22 protein-coding genes are annotated in these 21,405 nt (G+C 57.6%); 4 read left to right on the top strand and 18 right to left on the bottom strand.

Going from position 1 to position 21,405, the window contains the following annotated elements; all coding sequences use genetic code 11:
- Genes ribD through glyA form a run of 3 tightly spaced genes read right to left on the bottom strand, consistent with a single transcriptional unit; the run spans position 1 to position 2,972 of the window.
- Positions 1-1,134, bottom strand: a complete 1,134-nt coding sequence (gene ribD, locus DFR26_RS00485) for a bifunctional diaminohydroxyphosphoribosylaminopyrimidine deaminase/5-amino-6-(5-phosphoribosylamino)uracil reductase RibD (RefSeq protein WP_116207600.1) — start codon at positions 1,132-1,134, stop codon at positions 1-3.
- Between the two features lie 47 nt (positions 1,135-1,181).
- Positions 1,182-1,646: a transcriptional regulator NrdR gene (gene nrdR, locus DFR26_RS00490; RefSeq protein WP_116206994.1), complete on the bottom strand. Its 465-nt coding sequence runs from the start codon at positions 1,644-1,646 to the stop codon at positions 1,182-1,184.
- Between the two features lie 54 nt (positions 1,647-1,700).
- Positions 1,701-2,972 (bottom strand): serine hydroxymethyltransferase, encoded by a 1,272-nt coding sequence (glyA, locus tag DFR26_RS00495; RefSeq protein WP_116206995.1) that lies wholly within the window; start codon positions 2,970-2,972, stop codon positions 1,701-1,703.
- Between the two features lie 165 nt (positions 2,973-3,137).
- Between glyA and DFR26_RS00500 the strand changes: the two genes are divergently transcribed.
- Positions 3,138-4,058, top strand: a complete 921-nt coding sequence (locus DFR26_RS00500; RefSeq protein ID WP_220375670.1) for an alpha/beta fold hydrolase — start codon at positions 3,138-3,140, stop codon at positions 4,056-4,058.
- Here DFR26_RS00500 and nhaA read toward each other — a convergent pair.
- Complete coding sequence (nhaA, locus tag DFR26_RS00505) at positions 4,055-5,242, bottom strand: Na+/H+ antiporter NhaA (protein ID WP_245952976.1); 1,188 nt, start codon at positions 5,240-5,242, stop codon at positions 4,055-4,057. The genes DFR26_RS00500 and nhaA overlap by 4 nt on opposite strands.
- Before the next feature lie 87 nt (positions 5,243-5,329).
- Here nhaA and ettA point away from each other — a divergent pair, with 87 nt between their 5' ends.
- Together ettA and DFR26_RS00515 are read left to right on the top strand one after the other, a co-directional pair.
- Entirely contained in the window at positions 5,330-6,988 is a 1,659-nt protein-coding gene (gene ettA, locus DFR26_RS00510; protein ID WP_116206997.1) for an energy-dependent translational throttle protein EttA, read from the top strand.
- 104 nt (positions 6,989-7,092) lie between these two features.
- Complete coding sequence (locus DFR26_RS00515; RefSeq protein WP_181898935.1) at positions 7,093-7,761, top strand: outer membrane lipoprotein; 669 nt, start codon at positions 7,093-7,095, stop codon at positions 7,759-7,761.
- Here DFR26_RS00515 and minE read toward each other — a convergent pair.
- The 4 genes from minE to DFR26_RS00535 all read right to left on the bottom strand — a co-directional run bounded on the left by minE (position 7,758) and on the right by DFR26_RS00535 (position 9,956).
- The gene (minE, locus tag DFR26_RS00520) at positions 7,758-8,012 is read right to left on the bottom strand and encodes a cell division topological specificity factor MinE (RefSeq protein WP_116206999.1); all 255 of its coding nucleotides are present in this window, start codon (positions 8,010-8,012) and stop codon (positions 7,758-7,760) included. The genes DFR26_RS00515 and minE overlap by 4 nt on opposite strands.
- A 1-nt stretch (position 8,013) precedes the next feature.
- Positions 8,014-8,823, bottom strand: coding sequence for a septum site-determining protein MinD (gene minD, locus DFR26_RS00525; RefSeq protein ID WP_116207602.1), 810 nt, complete (start codon positions 8,821-8,823; stop codon positions 8,014-8,016).
- 43 nt (positions 8,824-8,866) lie between these two features.
- The gene (gene minC / locus DFR26_RS00530; protein ID WP_116207000.1) at positions 8,867-9,607 is read right to left on the bottom strand and encodes a septum site-determining protein MinC; all 741 of its coding nucleotides are present in this window, start codon (positions 9,605-9,607) and stop codon (positions 8,867-8,869) included.
- Positions 9,608-9,701: 94 nt separating this feature from the next.
- Positions 9,702-9,956 carry an acyl-CoA-binding protein gene (locus DFR26_RS00535; RefSeq protein ID WP_116207001.1) on the bottom strand — a complete coding sequence of 85 codons (255 nt, stop codon included), beginning with the start codon at positions 9,954-9,956 and terminating at the stop codon, positions 9,702-9,704.
- 127 nt (positions 9,957-10,083) lie between these two features.
- On the opposite strand from DFR26_RS00535, the gene DFR26_RS00540 reads away from it, so the two are divergent.
- The gene (locus tag DFR26_RS00540; RefSeq protein WP_116207002.1) at positions 10,084-10,863 is read left to right on the top strand and encodes a hydroxypyruvate isomerase family protein; all 780 of its coding nucleotides are present in this window, start codon (positions 10,084-10,086) and stop codon (positions 10,861-10,863) included.
- Positions 10,864-10,868: 5 nt separating this feature from the next.
- Here DFR26_RS00540 and radA read toward each other — a convergent pair whose 3' ends face one another.
- The 10 genes from radA to rnr all read right to left on the bottom strand — a co-directional run bounded on the left by radA (position 10,869) and on the right by rnr (position 21,343).
- Positions 10,869-12,224 carry a DNA repair protein RadA gene (gene radA / locus DFR26_RS00545; RefSeq protein WP_116207003.1) on the bottom strand — a complete coding sequence of 452 codons (1,356 nt, stop codon included), beginning with the start codon at positions 12,222-12,224 and terminating at the stop codon, positions 10,869-10,871.
- Positions 12,217-13,314 carry an alanine racemase gene (alr, locus tag DFR26_RS00550; protein ID WP_116207004.1) on the bottom strand — a complete coding sequence of 366 codons (1,098 nt, stop codon included), beginning with the start codon at positions 13,312-13,314 and terminating at the stop codon, positions 12,217-12,219. Before alr ends, radA begins: the two co-directional genes overlap by 8 nt.
- 3 nt (positions 13,315-13,317) lie before the next feature.
- Positions 13,318-14,709: a replicative DNA helicase gene (dnaB, locus tag DFR26_RS00555; RefSeq protein WP_116207005.1), complete on the bottom strand. Its 1,392-nt coding sequence runs from the start codon at positions 14,707-14,709 to the stop codon at positions 13,318-13,320.
- A 146-nt stretch (positions 14,710-14,855) separates the two neighbouring features.
- Positions 14,856-15,302 carry a 50S ribosomal protein L9 gene (rplI, locus tag DFR26_RS00560; RefSeq protein ID WP_116207006.1) on the bottom strand — a complete coding sequence of 149 codons (447 nt, stop codon included), beginning with the start codon at positions 15,300-15,302 and terminating at the stop codon, positions 14,856-14,858.
- A gap of 14 nt (positions 15,303-15,316) precedes the next feature.
- Positions 15,317-15,544 (bottom strand): 30S ribosomal protein S18, encoded by a 228-nt coding sequence (rpsR, locus tag DFR26_RS00565; RefSeq protein WP_116207007.1) that lies wholly within the window; start codon positions 15,542-15,544, stop codon positions 15,317-15,319.
- 12 nt (positions 15,545-15,556) lie between these two features.
- A complete protein-coding gene (priB, locus tag DFR26_RS00570) occupies positions 15,557-15,859 on the bottom strand; it encodes a primosomal replication protein N (protein ID WP_181898936.1) in 303 nt (100 codons plus the stop codon).
- A gap of 17 nt (positions 15,860-15,876) precedes the next feature.
- Complete coding sequence (rpsF, locus tag DFR26_RS00575; protein ID WP_116207009.1) at positions 15,877-16,263, bottom strand: 30S ribosomal protein S6; 387 nt, start codon at positions 16,261-16,263, stop codon at positions 15,877-15,879.
- A 346-nt stretch (positions 16,264-16,609) separates the two neighbouring features.
- Entirely contained in the window at positions 16,610-18,160 is a 1,551-nt protein-coding gene (locus tag DFR26_RS00580) for a bifunctional GNAT family N-acetyltransferase/carbon-nitrogen hydrolase family protein (protein ID WP_116207010.1), read from the bottom strand.
- Between the two features lie 29 nt (positions 18,161-18,189).
- Positions 18,190-18,936, bottom strand: a complete 747-nt coding sequence (gene rlmB / locus DFR26_RS00585; protein WP_116207011.1) for a 23S rRNA (guanosine(2251)-2'-O)-methyltransferase RlmB — start codon at positions 18,934-18,936, stop codon at positions 18,190-18,192.
- 10 nt (positions 18,937-18,946) lie between these two features.
- Positions 18,947-21,343 carry a ribonuclease R gene (gene rnr, locus DFR26_RS00590; RefSeq protein ID WP_181898937.1) on the bottom strand — a complete coding sequence of 799 codons (2,397 nt, stop codon included), beginning with the start codon at positions 21,341-21,343 and terminating at the stop codon, positions 18,947-18,949.
- Positions 21,344-21,405 lie beyond the last annotated feature (62 nt).

Below are 21,405 nucleotides of genomic sequence, written 5' to 3' on the forward strand. Positions count from 1 at the left end.
CTACTCCTCGCTGCTCAGCACGCACTGGTACATCGTGCGGGTATCGTCGCCTAGTTGACGGCGATCTTTCACGATTAATCGGCACTGTTCAATCATACGCTGCATTGGCCACGTCACCGCTGCACGCGCGCTGCTACCGAGCAGTGTTGGCGCTTGGTAGACAATCAGCTCATCCACCACGCCAGCACGCAAGAATGCGCCGGTTAAGGTGGCGCCGGCTTCGAGCATCAGCGTGTGATGGCCCGCCTCGGTCAGTGCCGCTAGCGCGGCCTGAATGGCCACACCTGAACTGGCCGACCTATCGCTTGCTGCCTCGGCCACACAGTGCATCATCACGCCCGCTTGCGCCAAGGCCTGCACACGCTCAGCCGGCGCTTGCGCCGTGTGCAGCAGGCGCACAGAGCCATTTGCAGCAATGAGCTTCGCTGTTAATGGCAGGCGCGCGCGACTATCGAGCAGCACGCGCTCGGGTTGGCGCACGCCGCGCTCGGGATGCGGCATCAAGACGCTAGCATCGGGCCAGAGTTCGGGGCGAATATTCAGACTGGAGTCATCGGCTAAGACCGTGCCGCTGCCGGTGATGATGGCGCTGCTGCGCGCCCGCCAGCGCTGCACATCGGCGCGCGCAGGAGCAGCGGTAATCCATTGCGACTCGCCAGACGTCATGGCGCTGCGGCCATCGGCACTGAGGGCAATTTTTGCGCGCAACCAGGGGCGACCACCGGCCATTACGCGATGAAACCCGGGGTTTTGCGCCTGCGCTTGGGCGCTGAGCAGGCCATGACGCACGCGTATGCCGGCAGCGCGTAAAAGCGCAAAACCGCGGCCGGCAACTTGCGGATTAGCATCGGGCATGGCGACCACGACCTCAGCGATGCCGGCGGCGATGAGCGCCTCGGCGCAGGGCGGCGTGCGACCATGATGTGCGCAGGGCTCAAGCGTTACATACGCCGTTGCGCCACGCGCGGACTCACCGGCCTCACGCAGGGCATAGACTTCGGCATGTGGCTCACCGGCGCGTAAATGCGCGCCACGACCGGCCACCACGCCATCGCGCACGATGACACAGCCGACTTGCGGATTGGGATGTACGGAATACTGCCCCTGCGCGGCGAGGCGCAAGGCATCCGCCATGAAGGCGAAGTCGGCAGTGCTAAAGTCAGTGCTCGCCGCGAAGTCGCTCACTCGTCGCTCTCGCGTGGGCGCAGGCTGTCGATCTCGGCACGAAAGGCGTCGACATCTTGAAAGTCGCGATACACCGAGGCAAACCGCACATAGGCCACCGAGTCGAGCTGCTTGAGCTCGGTCATCACCAGCTCACCGACGTGCCGCGTCTTCACCTCGCGCTCACCGGTAGCGCGCAGCTTATGCATGATGTGATGCAGCGCGGCATCGATGCGATCTAAGCTCACCGGACGCTTTTGCAGTGCGTGCAGCATGCCCTCGCGGAGCTTTTCGAGATCGAAGGGCTGGCGCGTGCCATCGGATTTGATGACCCGCGGAATGACTAATTCGGCCGTTTCAAACGTAGTGAAGCGCTCGCCGCAGGAGATGCACTCGCGGCGGCGGCGGATTTGATCACCCTCGGTGACCAACCGCGAGTCGATAACCTTGGTGTCTTCGGTCTTACAAAACGGACAATGCATAACTAAAGAACCACCCTGTGTTTCGTCAACAACAGCGTTTTGGTGCGCGGCGTATTAGGCGCCGTAGACCGGATATTGCGCGCAAATGGCTTTCACGGCGGCAGCCACTTTGGCCTCCACCGCGGCATCGCCTTCGGGGTTGCGCTGCAAGCCTTCAACCACATCGGCAATCCATCCGGCTAATGTGGCGCAGTCGGCCTCACTAAAGCCGCGCGTGGTTACCGCTGGCGTGCCAATACGAATGCCCGAGGTCACAAAGGGTGAGCGCGGATCGTTGGGGACGGCATTTTTATTGACGGTAATGCCCACACGACCGAGCGCGGCATCGGCGTCTTTACCGGTGATGTCTTGCTTGATCAGCGAGAGCAGAAATAAATGGTTTTCGGTACCGCCCGAGACCACATCGAATCCGCGCTCAATAAACACGCGCGCCATGGTCTGGGCGTTTTTCACCACGGCTTGCTGATAGGCCTTGAACTCCGGCGCCATCGCCTCTTTAAAGCAAATCGCTTTCGCCGCGATAGCATGCATCAAGGGGCCGCCTTGGTTGCCGGGGAATACCGCGGAATTGAGTTTTTTCTCAATGTCGGCGTTGGCGCGCGCCAAGATCAAGCCCGAACGCGGGCCGCGCAAGGTTTTGTGCGTGGTGGTGGTGACCACATCGGCAAATGGCACGGGGTTGGGGTATACGCCCGCCGCCACCAAGCCCGCCACGTGCGCCATATCAACGAACAAATAGGCACCGACTTTATCGGCGATTTCGCGGAAACGCGGGAAATCCAAGACCTGCGAATACGCCGAGAAACCAGCAATAATCATGCGTGGTTTATGCTCAAGCGCCAGACGCTCCACGTCGTCATAATCGATCAAGCCGGTATCGGTGTCGATGCCATACTGTACGGCGTTGTAATTTTTGCCGGAGAAATTCACTTTCGCGCCATGCGTCAAGTGACCGCCATGCGCCAAGGACATGCCAAGGACAGTATCGCCGGCATTCAGCAACGCCAAGAACACCGCGCTATTGGCTTGCGAACCCGCGTGTGGCTGGACATTGGCGTAGTCGGCGCCGAACAAGGCTTTCGCGCGATCGATGGCTAATTGCTCAATGACATCGACGTATTCGCAGCCGCCGTAATAGCGTTTGCCAGGATAACCTTCCGCGTATTTGTTGGTGAGCTTGGAGCCCTGCGCTTCCATGACCGCCGGTGAGCAATAGTTTTCCGAGGCGATCAATTCGATGTGCGCTTCTTGGCGCGCATCTTCTTGTGCCATGGCGGCGGCTAATTCGGGGTCAAAACGCGAAATGGTTTGGTCATTGCTGAACATGCGGGGCTCCGTGGCGGCTCAGGGTGCTCATAAGTGATGACGGATTATACGGTAATTCAGACGGAATAGCAGTGGCACTCAACGAGCCTTCGACACTCGCCAGTCTTGCTGCGTAACAGTCTTCGGTGTAATGATCACGCATCGTCAACATGAGCTAAATATTCCGTGAAAACTTACCGCATTCGCACGACTGACGGCATCAACCTACACGCCATGAGCTTAGGTTCTGCCGACGCACCAGCGCTGGTCTTGGTGCATGGTTACCCAGACAATCATCGCGTCTGGATACCGGTGGCTGAGCGCCTTGCCGAGCATTTTCAGGTGATTTTATACGATGTGCGTGGCGCAGGAGATTCTGATTGCGGCCGCAATGTCGCCGCCTACCGCCTGACACAATTAGCGCGTGACCTTGAAGCAGTAGTCGATGCCATCATTCCCGGCCAACAGTTTCACTTAGCCGCGCACGACTGGGGCTCAATTCAAAGTTGGCAATCGGTCACCGGCGAGGCCTTAAAAGACTTTATTTTGAGCTTCTCGAGCATTTCCGGCCCGAGCCTCGATCACGCGGGGCATTGGATGCGAAAGCGCTTGGGCAGCGGCGAGGCAGCCAGCATCAAGGAGGGCCTGAAACAACTGTCGAGCTCGTGGTACATCATGCTGTTTCAGCTGCCGGTATTAGCACCGAGCGCGTGGAAGCTCGGCGTCGGGCGTTGGTGGCCGCGCTATTTATCGCGCTATGAACGCGTGCAGGAGGCCCAACCCAATCCCTGCCAAATCGCCGATGGCGCCGAGGGCGTCAAGCTTTATCGCGCCAACTTCATGAATAAGCTCGCCGGCCCCGCCGAGGCTTACGCCAATTGCCCAGTGCAAATCATCGTTCCCGCGCGCGACAAATTCGTCAATGTCGCGCTCTTTGATGACCTGAAGGCTTGGGTGCCCGAGCTTTATCGCCGCGACATCGACGGCGGCCACTGGGTACTGCTGAGCCAGCCCGACCTCGTCGCGCAATGGCTCCGCGAGTTCACCCAAGGCATCAGCAAAACACGGCGACCATTGGCGCTACAAGCCCTCGCGGTCGAAGGCTAGTGCTCAACCGCGCGATGCGAACTGCTTTCGCGCGTTAGCAGCCAGTAGCCGAAGCCTGCCGAAGCAAACGAGGCAATTAACACGGCCAAGCGATCGACCAAGGCCACACTTTGGCCCGAATGCTCAAACGCCAGCGAGCTAATAAATAGACTCATGGTGAAGCCGATGCCGCACAGCACGGCGGCACCATGGAGCTGACGCCAGTTGGTGTCCTTGGGTAGCTGCGCCCAGCCCATGCGCACGCAAAACCACGAAAAGCCGACAATGCCAATTTGCTTGCCAACAAACAGACCCAGCGCGATGCCTTGGAATACCGAATTGCTCAGCACATCGAGCCCTAAACCGGCCAGCCCAACACCGGCATTGGCAAAGGCGAAAATCGGCACAATGGCATAAGCCACCCACGGATGCAGCGTGTGCTCCAAACGCTCACAGGGCGACTGACCATTGGCATCACGCACTACCGGAATCGCCAAGGCAATCACCACACCAGCCAAAGTCGCGTGCACGCCGGACTTCAACACGCTCACCCATAAAATCAAACCAACCACGGTATAGGGCGAAATGCGGCGCACACCGGCACGATTCATCCAAAATAAAATTGCTGTAGCCACACCGGCCACCACCAGCGACAGCAGCGATAATTTGCTGGTGTAAAACAGCGCAATAATCACCACGGCACCGAGGTCATCCATGACCGCCAAGGCCATGACAAACGCTTTCAGCGCTGGCGGCACGCGCGAGCCAAGCAGCGCGATAATGCCTAGCGCAAAGGCGATATCGGTGGCCGAGGGAATGGCCCAACCCGCCAGCAGCACGGGGTCATGATAGTTCAGCGCCACATAAATTAGCGCTGGCACAGCCATGCCACCCACGGCGGCGGCGCCCGGCAAAGCCATTTGCTTAAAGCTGCTTAAATGGCCATGCACGGTCTCGCGTTTGATCTCCAAGCCCACGATCAGAAAAAACACTGCCATCAAGCCATCGTTAATCCACAGCAGCATGGGTTTATCGATATCGAGCGCGCCAACGCGCACCTGCACCGGCACCGATAATAGCCATTCGTAAAAGGCGCGACCCGGGGAGTTAGCGAGTGCTAGCGCAGCCAACGTGGCGAGCATCAGCAAGATGCCGGCTTGTACATCGGGCGCCCAGCGCTGCCATGGCCATTGAGTCGTGCTCACATGTATCTCCTTTGCGGCAAATGCCCGCAGTGATGTCGCTGTGCAGTATACTGCGCCGCTTGATTGGCCCGTAAAGAGGAGCATCGCATGGCTCAGTACATCTACACCATGAACCGGGTGTCGAAATTGGTTCCGCCCAAGCGTGAGATTCTAAAGGATATTTCGCTGTCTTTTTTCCCCGGCGCAAAAATTGGCGTACTCGGCCTCAATGGCTCCGGTAAATCCACGCTGCTGCGCATCATGGCTGGCGTCGATACCGACTTCAGCGGTGAAGCCCGCGCGCAAGCCGGCACCAAAATTGGCTACCTCGAGCAAGAGCCCGAGCTCGACCCTAACAAAGATGTGCGCGGCAATGTCGAAGATGGCGTACGCGAATGCCTCGATGCCATGGCCCGCCTCGACGAAGTCTTCAATGAATACGCTAGCGAAGATGCTGACTTCGACAAGCTCGCCGCTGAGCAGGAAAAACTCGAAGCCATTATTCAAGCGTGGGATGGCCACAACCTCAATAACCAGCTTGAGCAAGCCGCCGACGCGCTGCGCCTGCCCGCCTGGGACGCCGAAGTCAGCACCCTTTCCGGGGGTGAGCGTCGCCGCGTAGCCTTGTGCCGCCTGCTGCTTTCCAAGCCCGATATGCTGCTGCTCGACGAACCCACCAACCACCTCGATGCCGAGTCTGTGGGCTGGTTGGAGGTCTTCCTGAAAGATTTCCCGGGCACCATCGTGGCCATTACTCACGATCGCTACTTCTTAGAAAATGTCGCGGAATGGATTCTCGAGCTCGATCGCGGCCGCGGCATCCCTTACGAGGGCAACTACACCGGCTGGCTGGAGCAGAAAAGCGCCCGCCTAGACATGGAAAGCCGCCAAGAGGAAGCCCACACCAAGGCCCTCAAACGCGAGCTCGAATGGGTGCGTAGCAACCCGAAAGCACGTCAGGCAAAATCCAAATCGCGTATGCAGGCGTACGAGGAGCTCTCGAGCAAAGAGTTCCAAAAACGCGCCGAGACCCAGGAAATCTACATTCCACCCGGTGAGCGATTGGGCGATCAAGTCATTGAAGTGCAAGGCATTGCCAAGTCCTTCGGTGACCGCCTGCTTTACGAAAACGTCAGCTTCACGGTGCCGAAAGCCGCCATTGTTGGCATTGTCGGCCCCAATGGCGCGGGCAAAACCACACTATTTCGCATGATTACCGGCGAGCAAAATCCCGATGCCGGTGAAGTGGTCGTTGGCCAAAGCGTGAAAGTCGCCTACATTGGCCAGATCCGCGACTCGCTCGATGACAATAAATCGGTCTGGGAAGAGGTCTCTGGCGGTCTCGACATCATGAAGGTCGGCGACTACGAAATCCCCTCACGCGCCTATATTGGCCGCTTCAACTTCAAGGGCCAAGACCAGCAAAAACGCGTCGGCGATCTGTCTGGTGGTGAGCGCAATCGTTTGCAGCTCGCGAAAATCTTGCAAGTTGGCGCCAACGTATTGTTGCTCGACGAACCCTCCAACGACCTCGACGTGGAAACCCTGCGCGCTGTCGAAGAGGCGCTGCTGACTTTCCCGGGCGTGGCCATGGTGGTGTCTCACGACCGCTGGTTCCTCGACCGCATTGCCACGCACATTCTGGCGTTTGAAGGCGATGATGTGGAATGGTATGACGGTAATTACACCGAATACGAAGAGTATCGTCGCAAGAAACTCGGCAATAACGCCGGGCCTAAGCGGGTGAAGCACAAGAAAATGGCCTAAGCCGTAACGCGTTGCCAGACGCCCGTCCTATGGCTCGGTCAACGAGCTCACTAGGTCGGGCGTTTTTGTTGGCAACAACAAAGCCTTGCAGGCAGGATGTCACCATGGATATTTCAACGCGCCGTGTGCGCCCATTTCTGAGCATCGCGGCAGTCGCGGTTTTATTTGTCAGCCTTGCGGCGGGGGCAAAATCGATCGGCTGGTGGCCCATTAGCGCCGCCCAAGCCGAGCCACAGGCGCCCACCCACACCATTGAACGTCTCGCCGAGGTAGCACCAGCACCGCGGGCACAAGAGCAGTGGTATAGCATTGAGCCAGAGCCGGTTAGCCCTCAGCGCGCACCGACGACGGTGCGCGTGGCCGAAGTCAAACAGCAACCCATTCAGCAAAAGCCCTACGCAGAGTATGGACATCAGTCGCGAGCCACTACTGAGCGCTATGCCAGCTGCGTGGATTGTGGCGTGGTCACGGGCATTACGCCCATCGCGGCAGCGGCTGGCCCATCAGGGGTTGGCGCCTTAGTCGGCGCCATCGCCGGCGGCGTCATTGGCCATCAAATTGGCGGCGGCAATGGTCGCCGCGTGGCAACCGTGGCCGGCGCCTTAGGCGGCGCTTACGCTGGCAATCGTTACGAGCGCAGCCGAGTTAGTGGCTATGAGATGAGCATTCGCCTCGATAGCGGCGAAGTCAGAAGTTTGCGTTACGCTGACCATCCCGGCTTCGTCGTAGGCGATGCCATACGACTAGCCGGTAGCCAGGTGGTGCGGCGTTAGCGCTCAGGTAGCGTGATGTTGAGCTCCAGCACAGAGCAGGTGCCCTGGCTATCGAGCTCAACATGCACCTGATCCTCGCTGATCGGCACATACTTTCGAATCACTTCTAAAATATCGCGATGCAGCTGCGGCAAATAGTCGGGCTGTGTGCGCTGACCGCGCTCGTGAGCAACGATAATCTGCAGCCGCTCTTTCGCCAGCGATGCAGTCGTGGGCTTTTTTTGAGCCCGGAAAAAATCCATAAAGCTCATGTCAGCCTCCAAAAATTCGCTTCAAGATGCCTTTTTTCTGCACCTCTAAAAAGCGATGAGGCATGTCGGCACCCAGTAGACGATCGACCGCATCACTATAGGCCTGGCCAGCGTCGCTTTCAGCATCAAAAATGACGGGCACGCCTTGGTTTGACGCTTTCAGCACAGCCTGCGACTCGGGAATCACGCCCAGTAACTTAATGGACAAAATCTCTTCCACATCGGTGACCGACAGCATTTCGCCCGTCTCAACGCGCGCGGGGTTGTAGCGCGTGAGCAGCAGAAACTCTTTGATAGGCTCCAAGCCCTCTTCGGCACGCTTGGATTTGCTCGACAGCAGCCCCAACATGCGATCGGAGTCACGCACCGACGACACTTCGGGGTTGGTTACCACCACGGCTTCATCGGCGAAATACATGGCCATGTGCGCGCCTTTTTCAATACCGGCGGGCGAATCGCAAATGACAAAGTCGAATTGATCGCTCAGGTCTTGCATGACCTTCGCCACACCATCGACCGTCAACGCGTCTTTATCGCGCGTTTGGCTCGCCGCCAGCACGTATAAGTTATCTAAGCGCTTATCTTTAATGAGCGCCTGATTGAGGCTGGCATCGCCCTGCACCACATTAATGAAGTCATAGACCACCCGGCGTTCGCAGCCCATGATCAAGTCGAGATTACGCAGGCCCACGTCAAAGTCGACCAACACAGTACGATGCCCGCGCATAGCCAAGCCGGTGCCAATAGCGGCACTTGTGGTGGTCTTACCGACCCCACCTTTACCCGATGTTACGACGATTATTTTTGCCACAAAAAAGTCCTCAAGCGCGTGCAATGATGGCACGCAGTATTGTTCAAAGGTCGTACAGGTTCAACATCTCTTCCACTAAGCTGATGCGCGCGCCGCGACGCCATTGCGCGCTCGTGCGCAGGTCATCCGCTACGCGATAACGCCCGGCAATGGACACCAGCTCAGCCTCCAGCGACTGGCAAAATACTTGCGCTGATGTATCGCCTTGCACGCCCGCCAGCGCCCGGCCTCGCAACGGTCCATAGACATGAATATGGCCATCAGCCAAGACTTCAGCGCCAGCACTCACCGGCGCCAAAATAATCAAGTCACCGGCGGCGTATATTTGCTGGCCGCCGCGAACGGGCTGCGTGATGACTTGGGTGGCTTCGCGTGCGGTCGCTTCCGGGGCAGGCTCTGGAGCCGCCTCAACGGCGACGCGATGACCATCGGCGTCGTAAACTTTGTCGGCGGCTTTCGGGCGCAATGAAGCCAATACCGGCAGGCCTACCGAGGCCAATGCCGCATGCATGGCTTTCGGCGCACGCATGCCTACCAAGCTCACCCCATGGGCGCGACATAATGCCACCACAGCGGGCCAATCCGCGTGCGCATCAGCAATCTTTTCAACACTCAAAATCACCGGCGATTGCTGCAGCCACGCGGCAGCATCGAGCGTGCGCGCGGCGAGTTGCGTTTTGATGTCAGCGAGATTAGCCGACTGCAACTCTAAGACAGTCGCCGTAAAAGAACTACCTTTGAGCTGGAAAGCGGCCGAGGCATCGGAAACAGCGGAAGAAGCCATAAAAAAACATCAATCGAAAACGAGGGGCATATTGGAAACGAGGCGGCGTAAGCATGCAAGCCAAACGCCGCGTTTGCAGCAAAAACCGGGTGAATTAGGCGTGTGTTTTTAGCAAGGCATTTACTTTATCGGTATAAGCCTGCTCGGCAGCCGATTGGCTCATGCCTTTCAATGCCGCCCAGGCATCGTATTTGGCGCGATTAATCATATCGAACATGCCGGGACGACTGCCGGTAGCATCACCTTGGCTGGCTTGTTTGAAGTGCGCGTAGAGTGCCAGCATATCGTCGTTGCCGGGGCGTTGGCTCAGGGTTTTGATGTCTTTTTGGGCTTGCTCAAAGGCGCTCATGGCCGGTCTCCATACAATTAAAAAATTCGTATCACTAAAATCGGGTTGCACACAGCCCGTCTGCTCGACAACATTATCAGCAGTTTAGCTATTACGCAGTTTATTTTCCCGCACACGAGGCGCGTCCATGCTGAAATTTTCGGCCAACTTATCGATGCTGTTTACTGAGCTACCGCTGCAGGCACGCTTTGCTGCCGCTCATGCCGCCGGCTTTCGCGGTGTTGAAGTGCAGTTTCCGTATGAGCTGAGCGTGGAGACACTAGCCGCCGAGCTGCAACGCCACGATCTTGAGATGACCGTCATTAATGTGCCGGTCGGCGACCTCACCAATGGCGGCAATGGCCTTGCCGGTATACCCGGGCGCGAGCAAGATTTCCGCCGCGCCGTACTCGATACGCTGCCTTATGCCGATGGCCTTGGCGTGCGCTGTGTAAATATACTCGCCGGACGCCAGCCACCCGACGCTGACCTCGTGCAGTGCCTACACACACTGGCGGCTAACGCGCGTTATGCCGCCGAAGCCTTCCAAAGCATTGGCGTCACCACCACGCTCGAAGCCATCAACACCTTCGATATGCCCGGCTTTTTAGTCAGCAATATTGCCCAAATGCAAGAAATTATTGAGGCAGCAGACCACCCCACGTTAAAGATGCAGTTCGACCTCTACCACCTCGCGCGCATGGGCGACGATGTCATTCTCGGGCTTATGGAAAATGCCGCCAACATTGCGCATATTCAATTCGCCGACGCCCCTGGCCGTGGCGCGCCGGGCACCGGCAAGCTGCCGCTTAAGGGTTTATTTGACGTGATCGAAATGCTGCCTTACAGCGGCTGGACGGGCGCAGAATATCGCCCCGATGATGCTGGCACAGAAGCGAGCTTAGACTGGTTCGCGCCCTATCGGTAAAGCGCTTAGAGCGCGTCGAGGGCCTCGCTTAAGCGCCCCACACCAATAACTTTAATACCTTCAATGGCCTGCTTAGGCACATTGCCTCGCGGCACAATGGCACGCGCAAAGCCATGCTTAGCGGCCTCTTTCAGACGCTCCTGGCCATTGGGCACCGGGCGTATTTCACCGCTCAAACCAATCTCGCCAAACACCACAAGGTCGCTGTCGAGTGCCTGCCCGCGCAGGCTTGAGGTCACGGCCAACACCACCGCTAAATCCGAGCCGGTCTCCAGCACCTTCACGCCACCCACGACATTGACAAACACATCTTGGCCTTGACTGGAAATGCCGCCGTGGCGATGCAAGACCGCCAGCAGCATGGCCAAGCGGTTTTGATCCAAGCCCACGGCGACGCGGCGCGGATTGCTAAAGGCGTCATCGACTAAGGCCTGCACTTCTACCAGCAATGGCCGCGTGCCCTCGCGCGTGATCATCACCACCGAGCCGGGAATGGGCTGGTCGTAGCGCGAGAGAAATATCGCCGAGGGGTTGGATACTTCGCGCAGACCGCGATCGGTCATGGCAAACACGCCGAGCTCATTGACCGCGCCAAAGCGATTTTTCACGGCGCGTATCAGGCGAAAACGCGAGTCGGCCTCGCCCTCAAAATACAACACGCAATCGACCATATGCTCGAGCACGCGCGGACCAGCAAGCGAGCCCTCTTTGGTGACATGACCAACCAAAAATAACGCACAACCCGAGCGTTTGGCATAGCGCGTGAGCATTGCCGCCGACTCACGAATTTGCGACACACCGCCGGGCGCTGAGGTCAGGCTATCGGTGTAGAGCGTTTGAATAGAGTCCACCACCAAGATGCGCGGGCGCTCCTGCTCAGCCGTAGCGATGATCGTCTCCACTTGCGTCTCGGCCATCACGCGCAGCTTATTGAGCGGTAACTCCAAGCGCCGGCCGCGCATGGCTACCTGCGATAAAGACTCCTCGCCGGTGATGTAGAGCGCCGGCGAGCTTTGCGCCAAATGCGTCAACGTTTGCAGCAAAATGGTGGATTTACCAATACCGGGGTCGCCACCAATCAGCACGACCGAGCCCGTCACTAAGCCACCGCCCAATACGCGATCGAGCTCCGAGAGTCCGGTGGCAATGCGCGGTGCGTCCTCGGTCGCAATGGCATCGAGCACGCTGACCTGCGCCACTGTGCCGGCATAGCCGACCGCCCGCGCTGCGGCTTTGCTGACCACGGCGCGCTGCTGCTCGGCGAGCGTGTTCCATTCGCCGCAGTCAGCGCATTGGCCACCCCACTTGCTGGCTTCTGTGCCGCAGGCGCTGCAAACAAAGACAGTGCGCACTTTAACCATTGGCTGGAATCTCCGTGCGTCGCACGCGTGGCGTAAGCCGACAAAATAATTCGTAACTGATGGTGCCTGCCGCTGTGGCGACCTCATCGGCTGGCAAGCCTTCGCCCCAGAGCACCACCTCGTCGCCGACATTGACGCTGTCATCGACTTGCACGGTGATCATATCCATCGACACACGACCCACGAGCGGGTGACGACGGGCATTGATCAATACCGGCGTGCCCGTGGCTGCATGGCGCGGATAGCCGTCGCCGTAGCCTACCGAGACCACCGCAATGCGCGTGCTCTGTGGCGCTTGCCAGCTGGCACCATAGCCCACACGCTCGCCGGCCGACACGGTAAAGACGCTAATCACCCGGGCGCGCAAGGTCATGGCAGGTCGCAAGCCAAACTGTGCTGCCGACCGATCGGCAAATGGCGAGCTGCCATACAGCGCGATGCCCGGGCGCACCCAGTCATCGGCGGCCTCAGGCCATGCCAATACCGCCGCCGAGTTTGCCAAGCTACCCGCCACTGGCCCGCCTTTATCGGCAGACAACGCTTGTTGTAGTGCACGAAAGCGGCCAATTTGCTGGTCGGTCATGGCCAGTACCGGCTCATCGGCGCAGGCAAAATGCGTCATAAGGCCTAAGCGATGTACGCCCACGCACTGACCAATCCGCCGCCACGCCAGCAGCGCTTGCGTTGGCCGAAACCCCAACCGATTCATGCCTGTGTTGACTTTTAACCACACCGCCAAAGGCCCGGTGGCTTCGTCGGCCTCGAGCACGGCAAGTTGCTCTGGGCTATGCATGACCAAGGTTAGGTATTTCGCTCGCGCCTGCGCCAGTTCTTCGGCATTAAAGACGCCCTCCATCACGGTGATGGTGCCGCCTACGCCGTGCTCACGCAGCGCCAATGCCTCACTCATGCACGCCACGCCCAAGCCATCGACGTGATCGACTAGATGACGCGCGACAGTGACCATGCCATGGCCATATGCATCGGCTTTCACCATGGCCAAGAGCTTCGCTTCCGGCATGTGTTCGCGCAGCACCGACACGTTATGGGCGAGTGCTTGAGGGTCGAGCGTTAGCCAACAGTCGCGCATGATTTAGTACTGCTCCGAGTCTTGATAATAGCCGGCGGCCAAATCCTCAAAACGCGTGTACTTGCCCAAAAAGGCCAGGCGCAGACTGCCAATTGGACCATTACGTTGCTTGCCAATGATGATTTCCGCGGTGCCTTTATCGGGCGATTCGGGGTTGTAGACCTCGTCGCGGTAAATAAACATGATGACGTCGGCATCTTGCTCAATAGCACCGGATTCGCGCAAGTCCGACATCACCGGGCGCTTATTGGGGCGCTGCTCAAGCGAGCGGTTGAGCTGCGAGAGCGCGATCACGGGGCATTCCATCTCTTTCGCTAGGGCCTTCAGCGAGCGCGAAATTTCCGAGATCTCATTGACACGATTGCTCTCCAAGCCGGGCACGCGCATGAGCTGCAAATAGTCGACCATGATGAGGCCAATACCGCCGTGCTCACGCGCCACGCGACGCGCGCGCGTACGCACATCGTTGGGACTGAGTGAGGCGGAGTCATCAATTAATAGCTTTTGCTCGGCGAGCATGGTGATGGTCGAGGTTAGCCGCGGCCAATCCTCTTCCTCGAGCTTACCCGAACGCACGCGACCCTGATCGATACGCCCGAGCGACGACAGCATCCGCATGACCAGCTGCTCTGCAGGCATCTCCATGGAGTACACCAACACGGGCTTGTCGGAGCGCATCATGGCGTTTTCCACGAGGTTCATGGCAAACGTGGTTTTACCCATCGATGGCCGTGCCGCGACAATCACCAAATCGCCTTTTTGGAGGCCTGAGGTGCGCTCATCGAGATCATTAAAGCCGGTACTCAAACCCGTGATCGACTCATCGGACTGAAACAGGGTATCGATACGATCGAGCGCCTTGGTCAGCAATGGCTTCAGCGCCTGCGGGCCGCCCGACTTTTGACTTTGCTCAGCAATCGCGAAGATCTTGCGCTCGGCTTCATCGAGAATGGCTTGCGCGCTCGCGCCTTGTGGCAAAAATGCCGAATCAGAGACTTCATTACTGATGCGAATGAGCTGACGCAGCACCGAGCGCTCACGCACGATGTCGCCATAGGCCGCAATGTTGGTCGCCGATGGCGTATTACGCACCAGCTCACCGAGATAGGCCATGCCGCCCGCATTTTCCAGCTCGCCCAAGCGCGTTAATGTCTCGGCGATAGTCAGCGCATCCCGTGGGCTGCCCTCGGTGGCCAGCAACATAATGGCTTTGAAAATCAGGCGATGATCGCGGCGATAAAAATCTTCCTCGCCAACACGATCCGAGACACGATCCCAAGCCTGATCATCGAGCAATAAACCGCCCAATACGGCCTGCTCAGCCTCGAGCGAATGCGGCGGCAACTTCAGCGCAGACAGCACGGCATCATCAGTGGATATAGGTGAGTTAGTCATCGGGCACATCTGAGCAAATAATGCCGTTAGCTTAGGCGGAAAGCCCGCCGCGACCAAGGCCTTGACAGCAATATTGCCGTCTCAGAAAAACAAAAAGGCGCTGGAGTTAGCCCCAGCGCCTTTTTGGTGAAGCCAGTGGTTGCGGCTTATTCGGCCGTGATCACCAACTTCAGTGTCGCCGCCACATCGCTGTGCACATACACAACAATGTCGAACTCGCCGGTATGACGCAGCGGGCCTTCAGGCAAACGCACTTCGGTTTTGTCGACCGCAACGCCAGCAGCAGTCGCTGCATCAGCGATATCACGGTTGCCAATCGAGCCGAACAGTTTGCCTTCATCGCCAGCTTTCGAGGCAATGGTGACAACCAATTCTGCCAATGAAGCGGCACGTGCATTGGCCGCGGCCAGCACTTCAGCTTCTTGACGCTCTAACTCAGCACGACGCACTTCGAAGTCGGCTAAGTTTTTGGCGGTGGCTGGCAACGCTTTACCCTGTGGGATCAAGAAATTGCGGCCATAGCCAGGCTTTACATCAACCTTGGTGCCAAGAGCGCCGAGGCCTTTAATTTTTTCTAACAAAATAACTTGCATCACGCACCCCAGCCTTAGATGTGGTTATCGGTGTAAGGCATCAAGGCCAGGTAGCGCGCTTGCTTAATAGCAAGAGTCAGCTGACGCTGGTAACGAGCCTTAGTACCGGTGATACGGCTTGGAACAATCTTGCCGTTTTCCGTGATGAACTGCTTCAGTGTCTCCACATCTTTGTAATCGATGTAGGTGACTTTATCGGCCGTGAAACGGCAGAACTTACGACGACGGTAGAAACGCGCCATGGCTTCCTCTCCTTAATCCTGTCTATGCAGTGACTGCGCATGCAGCACCAATTGCTCTTGGTCGCGATGGCTGGCCGTCGCCAGAAATCCCATCGTCTCCACTCGGTCGCCTAAGCCAAAAGACCTCAGCGCATCCACTAGGTCAGCGGCCACATGGACCTTGAGCACTAAATGGACTTCGCGTGCCGCACCCGCCTCTGTTTGTTTCGAGCGATGGCGCATTAAGAAATCTTGATGCGCAATGCCCGCAGGGCTCGTACGGCGTGGGTAGATTTTTTCAATCACCCCGCTAAACCGGAGCAGGTTTTGCTCCACGCAAATCGCTCTGCGAATCAGCTAGCCGACGCTGACGAATCTGAACCTTCATCGGCACGAGCGGCTTTACGAGCACGCTTCTCTTCTGCGCCTTTGGCAAGGATTGATTCTTCAGTGATGGCTTCTTCACGACGGATGATCAAGCTGCGGATCACGGCGTCGTTGTAACGGAAGGCTTCTTCCAGCTCAGCACGCACTGCATCTGAACACTCAATGTTGAACAGAATGTAGTGGGCTTTGTGGATTTTGTTGATTGGGTAAGCCAATTGACGGCGACCCCAATCTTCTAGACGGTGAATGCAACCGCCTGCATCTTTCACGATCCCGGTGTAACGCTCGACCATGGCGGGCACTTGCTCGCTTTGATCGGGGTGCACCAAGAACACGACTTCATAATGACGCATCGTATTGTGCTCCTTACGGATTAGTCAGCCCCGCCGACAGCCGGCAGAGCAAGGAGTACGAGTGTTTCGCTGGCACTAATAAAGCGCTGGCGAATGTCTCGCGACTTCAATGGGCTTGAGGCCTTATTGAAGGACGCGCGAGCGTATCGGAGTTGTGGTGAAAATTCAAGCAAAAGGTGGATTTGCTTATGTGCGTGGGGCTTATGGCTCAAAGAAACGTAACGAAGCCGAAGGCGAGAAGCACGCAGCAGGGAGGAAACCATGCGAGGCATGGATGCCGAGCTGAGCCCCCACGGATGGGTTCACGGCGAGTTTTATCCCTGCTGCGTGCTTCTCGCCGTCTCCCTTACTTACCCGTCCACTGGATCTTATAAAGATCCCGACGCCGATCCAAATAATTACGCACCGACCCCTCATTCTGTAGCTTCTTCAGCTTATCCAAATCCAAATCCACAATCAGCGTCATCTCTGTATTGGGCGTGGTCTCCGCCATAATAGCATCGTGCGGGAAAGCAAAATCTGAAGGCGAAAACACCGCCGACTGCGCGTACTGAATATCGGCGCCATCGACTTTCGGCAAGTTGCCCACGCTACCAGCAATCGCCACATAGCATTCGTTTTCAATCGCCCGCGCCTGCGCACAGCAACGCACCCGCAAATAGCCATTTTTGGTGTCGGTCCAAAAGGGCACAAAGAGGATTTGCATGCCCTCTTCGGACTGCAAACGCGCGAGTTCGGGGAACTCCACGTCGTAGCAAATCAGCACCCCGATTTTGCCGAAGTCGGTATCAAAGACTCTGAGATCATTGCCGCCCTGCATAATCCAGGCGCGCTTTTCGTAAGGCGTGGGATGGATTTTGTGCTGCGCCTCAATAGTGCCATCGCGGCGACACAAATACGCCACGTTAACAAGCTCATCGTCTTCAATAACCGGCAATGAGCCGGCAATGATATTGATGTTGTACGACACCGCCAGTTTGGAAATCGCCTCGATGATCTCCGGGCTATAGCGCGCCAGAGCTTTCACCGCTTCAATCGAATTCACATGGCTTTCAATGCCCATCAGTGGCGCGTTGAAAAACTCCGGAAACAAGGCCAAGTCGCATTGGTAGTCCGAGAGCGCATCGACAAAAAACTCGACCTGCTGAATCAGTTCTTCAACCGACTTCAGCGGCCGCATTTCCCATTGCACGCAGCCAATACGCGCTGAACTTCGCGTGGCGCCAATCAGCGGCGTTTTGCTGGCGTCGTAATATAAGTTGTTCCATTCCAGCAGCGTGGCGTAGCCGTGCGACTCTTTGTCTTCAGGCAAATAATTTTTTAATACGCGCTTGACCTCAAACTCATTGGAGAGCTGAAAAGTCAAAATAGGGTCGTAAATCTCTTTCCGCTTCACTTGCTCAATATAGGTCTGCGGCGACATCTCGTGCGCATAATCTTTGTACTTGGGAATCCGCCCACCAGCGACAATGCTCTTGAGATTTAGGCTCTGGCAAAGCTCTTTGCGCGCCTCATACAAGCGGCGCCCTAAACGCATGCCGTGATAATCCGGCGAGACAAAAACATCAACGCCATACAGCACATCGCCAAGCGGATCGTGCGTGGTCAAGTAGGCATTGCCAGTGATTTCATCGTAGGTGTGATGATCACCAAATTTGTCATAGTCCACGATGATGGCAAATGCAGCCGCCACCACCACGCCATGATCTTCGATGCAGATTTGTCCTTCCGGAAAGACTTTCAGCTGCGCACGAAACTTCTTTTCTGGCAAAACAAACGTGCCGCCCAACACAGGGTAGACCTTGTCCATGATGGCTTTAAGGTTGGCGTAGTCATCGAAGCAGAGTTGCCGCAGGCTGAGCTTATGTTCGGACTCATCAGTGGTCGAGGTAGTCATGGCTCATCTCCTATTAGATAGATTCGGGCTTAGTGTTTGCGCTGGCGTACCGCCTCAAACAGCGCCACACCGGTCGCCACACTGACATTGAGGCTTTCGATTTGGCCGGCCATGGGGATATACGCCAAATGGTCGCAGAGCTCGGCGGTGAGGCGGCGCAAACCACTGCCCTCCGCACCCATCACAATCGCGGTTGGCGCTTTCAAATCGGTCTCAAAAAATGGCTTCGCGCCAGCTTCCAAACTGGTGCCCACGACCCATACGCCCGCCTCTTTCAGCTGCTTCAGCGTGCGCGCCAAATTCGTCACCTGCATAAATGGCACGAGCTCCGCTGCACCACAGGCCACCTTGCGCACCACTGGCGTTAAGCCTGCGGCTTTATCGCGCGGGGCCACCACGGCATGCACACCGGCGGCTTCGGCGGTGCGCAAACAGGCGCCGAGATTATGCGGATCAGTGACGGCATCGAGAATCAATAAGAGCGCCGGCTCGGTGAGGTTATCGAGTAGCTCGGCGAGGTCATTGTCATCGCCGGGCTGACGCTCGCGCACACGCGCCAACACGCCCTGATGACGTCCGCCTTCGGCGAGCTGATCGAGTGCTGTGCGTTCACGAAAAGCCACGGCCAAACCAAGCTGGCGCGCCATTTGCACGATGGGGTTGAGCCGTGCATCTTCACGCGTGCTCAGCGCTTGCAGCTCCAGCACGCGCTCGGGCTCATTTTCCAACAAGGCTTGTACTGTGTGCAGGCCATATACCCAAGACATTTTCGACATAAAAAAACTCTTACTTGCGTTTGCGGGTACGTGGCTTCGACTTTGCGCCGCTGGGCGCTTTCGTGGCGGCCCGCCCTTTATCAGATTTTTGGGTCGGCACATCGCCCTCACGCAGACGTTCCCGCAATGAGCGCTTGCCCGTAGCGCCGCCGGTGAGCAACTCGAAGTCCATTTTGCGCTCGTCGAGATTCACCGCCGCCACCTTGATGCGCACCGGCTCGCCGATGGCATAGCGCTTACCGGTGCGCTCGCCGACTAGGCGATGGAAAGTGGCATCGAACTGGTAGTAGTCATCGCGCAATTGGCTGATGTGCACGAGGCCTTCGACATAGACATCCTTGAGCTCGACAAAGAAGCCAAAGGCGGTCACTGCAGCGATCACGCCATCAAAATCCTCACCGACACGATCTTGCATGTATTCACATTTCAGCCAAGCCATGACGTCGCGCGTGGCTTCATCGGCACGGCGCTCGGTCATGGAGCAATGCTCACCGAGGCTGACCATTTGCACCTCGCCCGCCAGTGGCTCGACCTTGCCGCCGAGCGCGCCTTTCACGGCACGGCTCATGCGCTGGCGGAATGTCGTCTCTGATTCACCGGCAATAATCGCGCGAATGGCGCGGTGCGTGAGCAAATCGGGGTAGCGACGAATCGGCGAAGTGAAGTGCGTGTAAGCCTCATAGGCGAGGCCAAAGTGGCCGATATTTTCCGGCGCATACACCGCTTGAGAGAGCGAGCGCAGCAGCATGGTCTCAATGATGTGTTTGTCTGGACGGTCTTCAATTTGCTTAATGAGCGCCAAGAAATCCGCTGGCTTCGGTTGCGCTGAGGCCGTAAAGCGCAGGCCCATGGCCTGCAGCGTGACGCGCAGCTTATTGAGCTTCTCGTTTTTCGGGCCTTCGTGGTTACGAAACAGCGCCGGCATTTTCGCTTTCAGAATATATTTCGCCGAGGCCACGTTGGCGGCGAGCATCATCTCTTCAATGAGCATGTGCGCTTTATTGCGCGTGACTGGCACGATACGTTCAATTTTACGATCGGCACCAAAGAGCAGGCGCGTCTCGCCGCTATCGAAGTCGAGCGCACCGCGCGCTTCGCGAACACTACGCAAGGTATTAAATAGCGCATACAGCGTGTGCAATGAGTCTTGCACCGCCGCCGGCCAGCGCTCGCCCAAGGCTTTAGCGGCCTTGCCATCGGGGCGCTCTAAAAAGTCACTGACTTGGTTGTAGGTGGTGCGCGCTTGCGAATGCATCACACCGGGATAGAACGTATTGCCGGTCATTTTGCCCGCGGCCGAGAAGGTCATGTCGCAGACCATGCACAGACGATCGACGTGCGGATTCAATGAGCACAGGCCATTGGAGAGAATCTCCGGCAGCATGGGCACCACGTGGCCGGGGAAATACACCGAGTTGCCGCGCGCTTTCGCTTCGGTATCGAGGGCGCTATCGGGGCGCACATAATGTGACACATCGGCAATCGCCACGACCAAGCGGAAGCCGCCGCCACGACGCTTTTCGGCATAGACCGCGTCATCGAAATCTTTGGCATCTTCGCCGTCTATGGTCATTAGCGGCATGGCGCGGATATCGACGCGGCCCGCCTGTGTCTTAGCGGCTTCATCGACCTCGGGCGATAGCGAGGCGACCTCGGCCTCCACCGCATCGGGCCAGGTGTGCGGGATCTCGTAGTTGCGCAGCGCAATATCGATTTCCATGCCGGGCGCCATAAAGTCACCTAATATCTCGACAATTTTGCCGCAGGCCAGGCTGCGAGCCGTGGGGTATTCGGTGATTTCAATGCTGACAAACTGATCAGGTTGGGCGCCAACAGGGCCAGCTTGCACAAGAATATCTTGCGTGAGTCGCGGGTTATCGGGCTGCACATAGGCCACGCCGTCTTCCTCACGGTATCGGCCAATGATGTGGCTGTAACGACGCGTCTCAACGCGTGCCACATTGGCCTCGCGGCGGCCTTTATGGTCGTAACCGGCAATGCGCGCTAGTGCGATATCGCCGTCAAAGAGCACGCGCATTTGCCGTGATGACAAAATCAGGTCGGCACCGCCTTCATCGGGAATCAAAAACCCGAAGCCATCTTTATGGCCTTGCACACGGCCGCGGATCAAATCTTCATCGCTTAATGGCTGATAGCTGCCGCGCCGGTCGGACTGCAGTTGGCCATCGCGGCTCATGGCGATTAGGCGTCGGCGCAACGCTTCCACGCGTTCGTCATCGAAAAAACCAAAGTGCTTGGCGAGTTGCGGATGCGTCAATGGCTTGCCCAACTCCTCCAACGTGGCCAAAATCAGCTCACGACTGGCCACCGGATTGTCGTAACGTTCGGCCTCGCGGTCGGCGTGCGGATCATCGGCATGGGGAGTGTTGGGGGGCTGTACGGTCATAAGCAATCTCAATAATTTTGGCCATTCTACACCAAGACAGTTGACAGCCCGAGGTTGCCTCA

The organism is Paraperlucidibaca baekdonensis (genome assembly GCF_003387535.1).
Classification (GTDB): Bacteria; Pseudomonadota; Gammaproteobacteria; order Pseudomonadales; family Moraxellaceae; genus Perlucidibaca; species Perlucidibaca baekdonensis.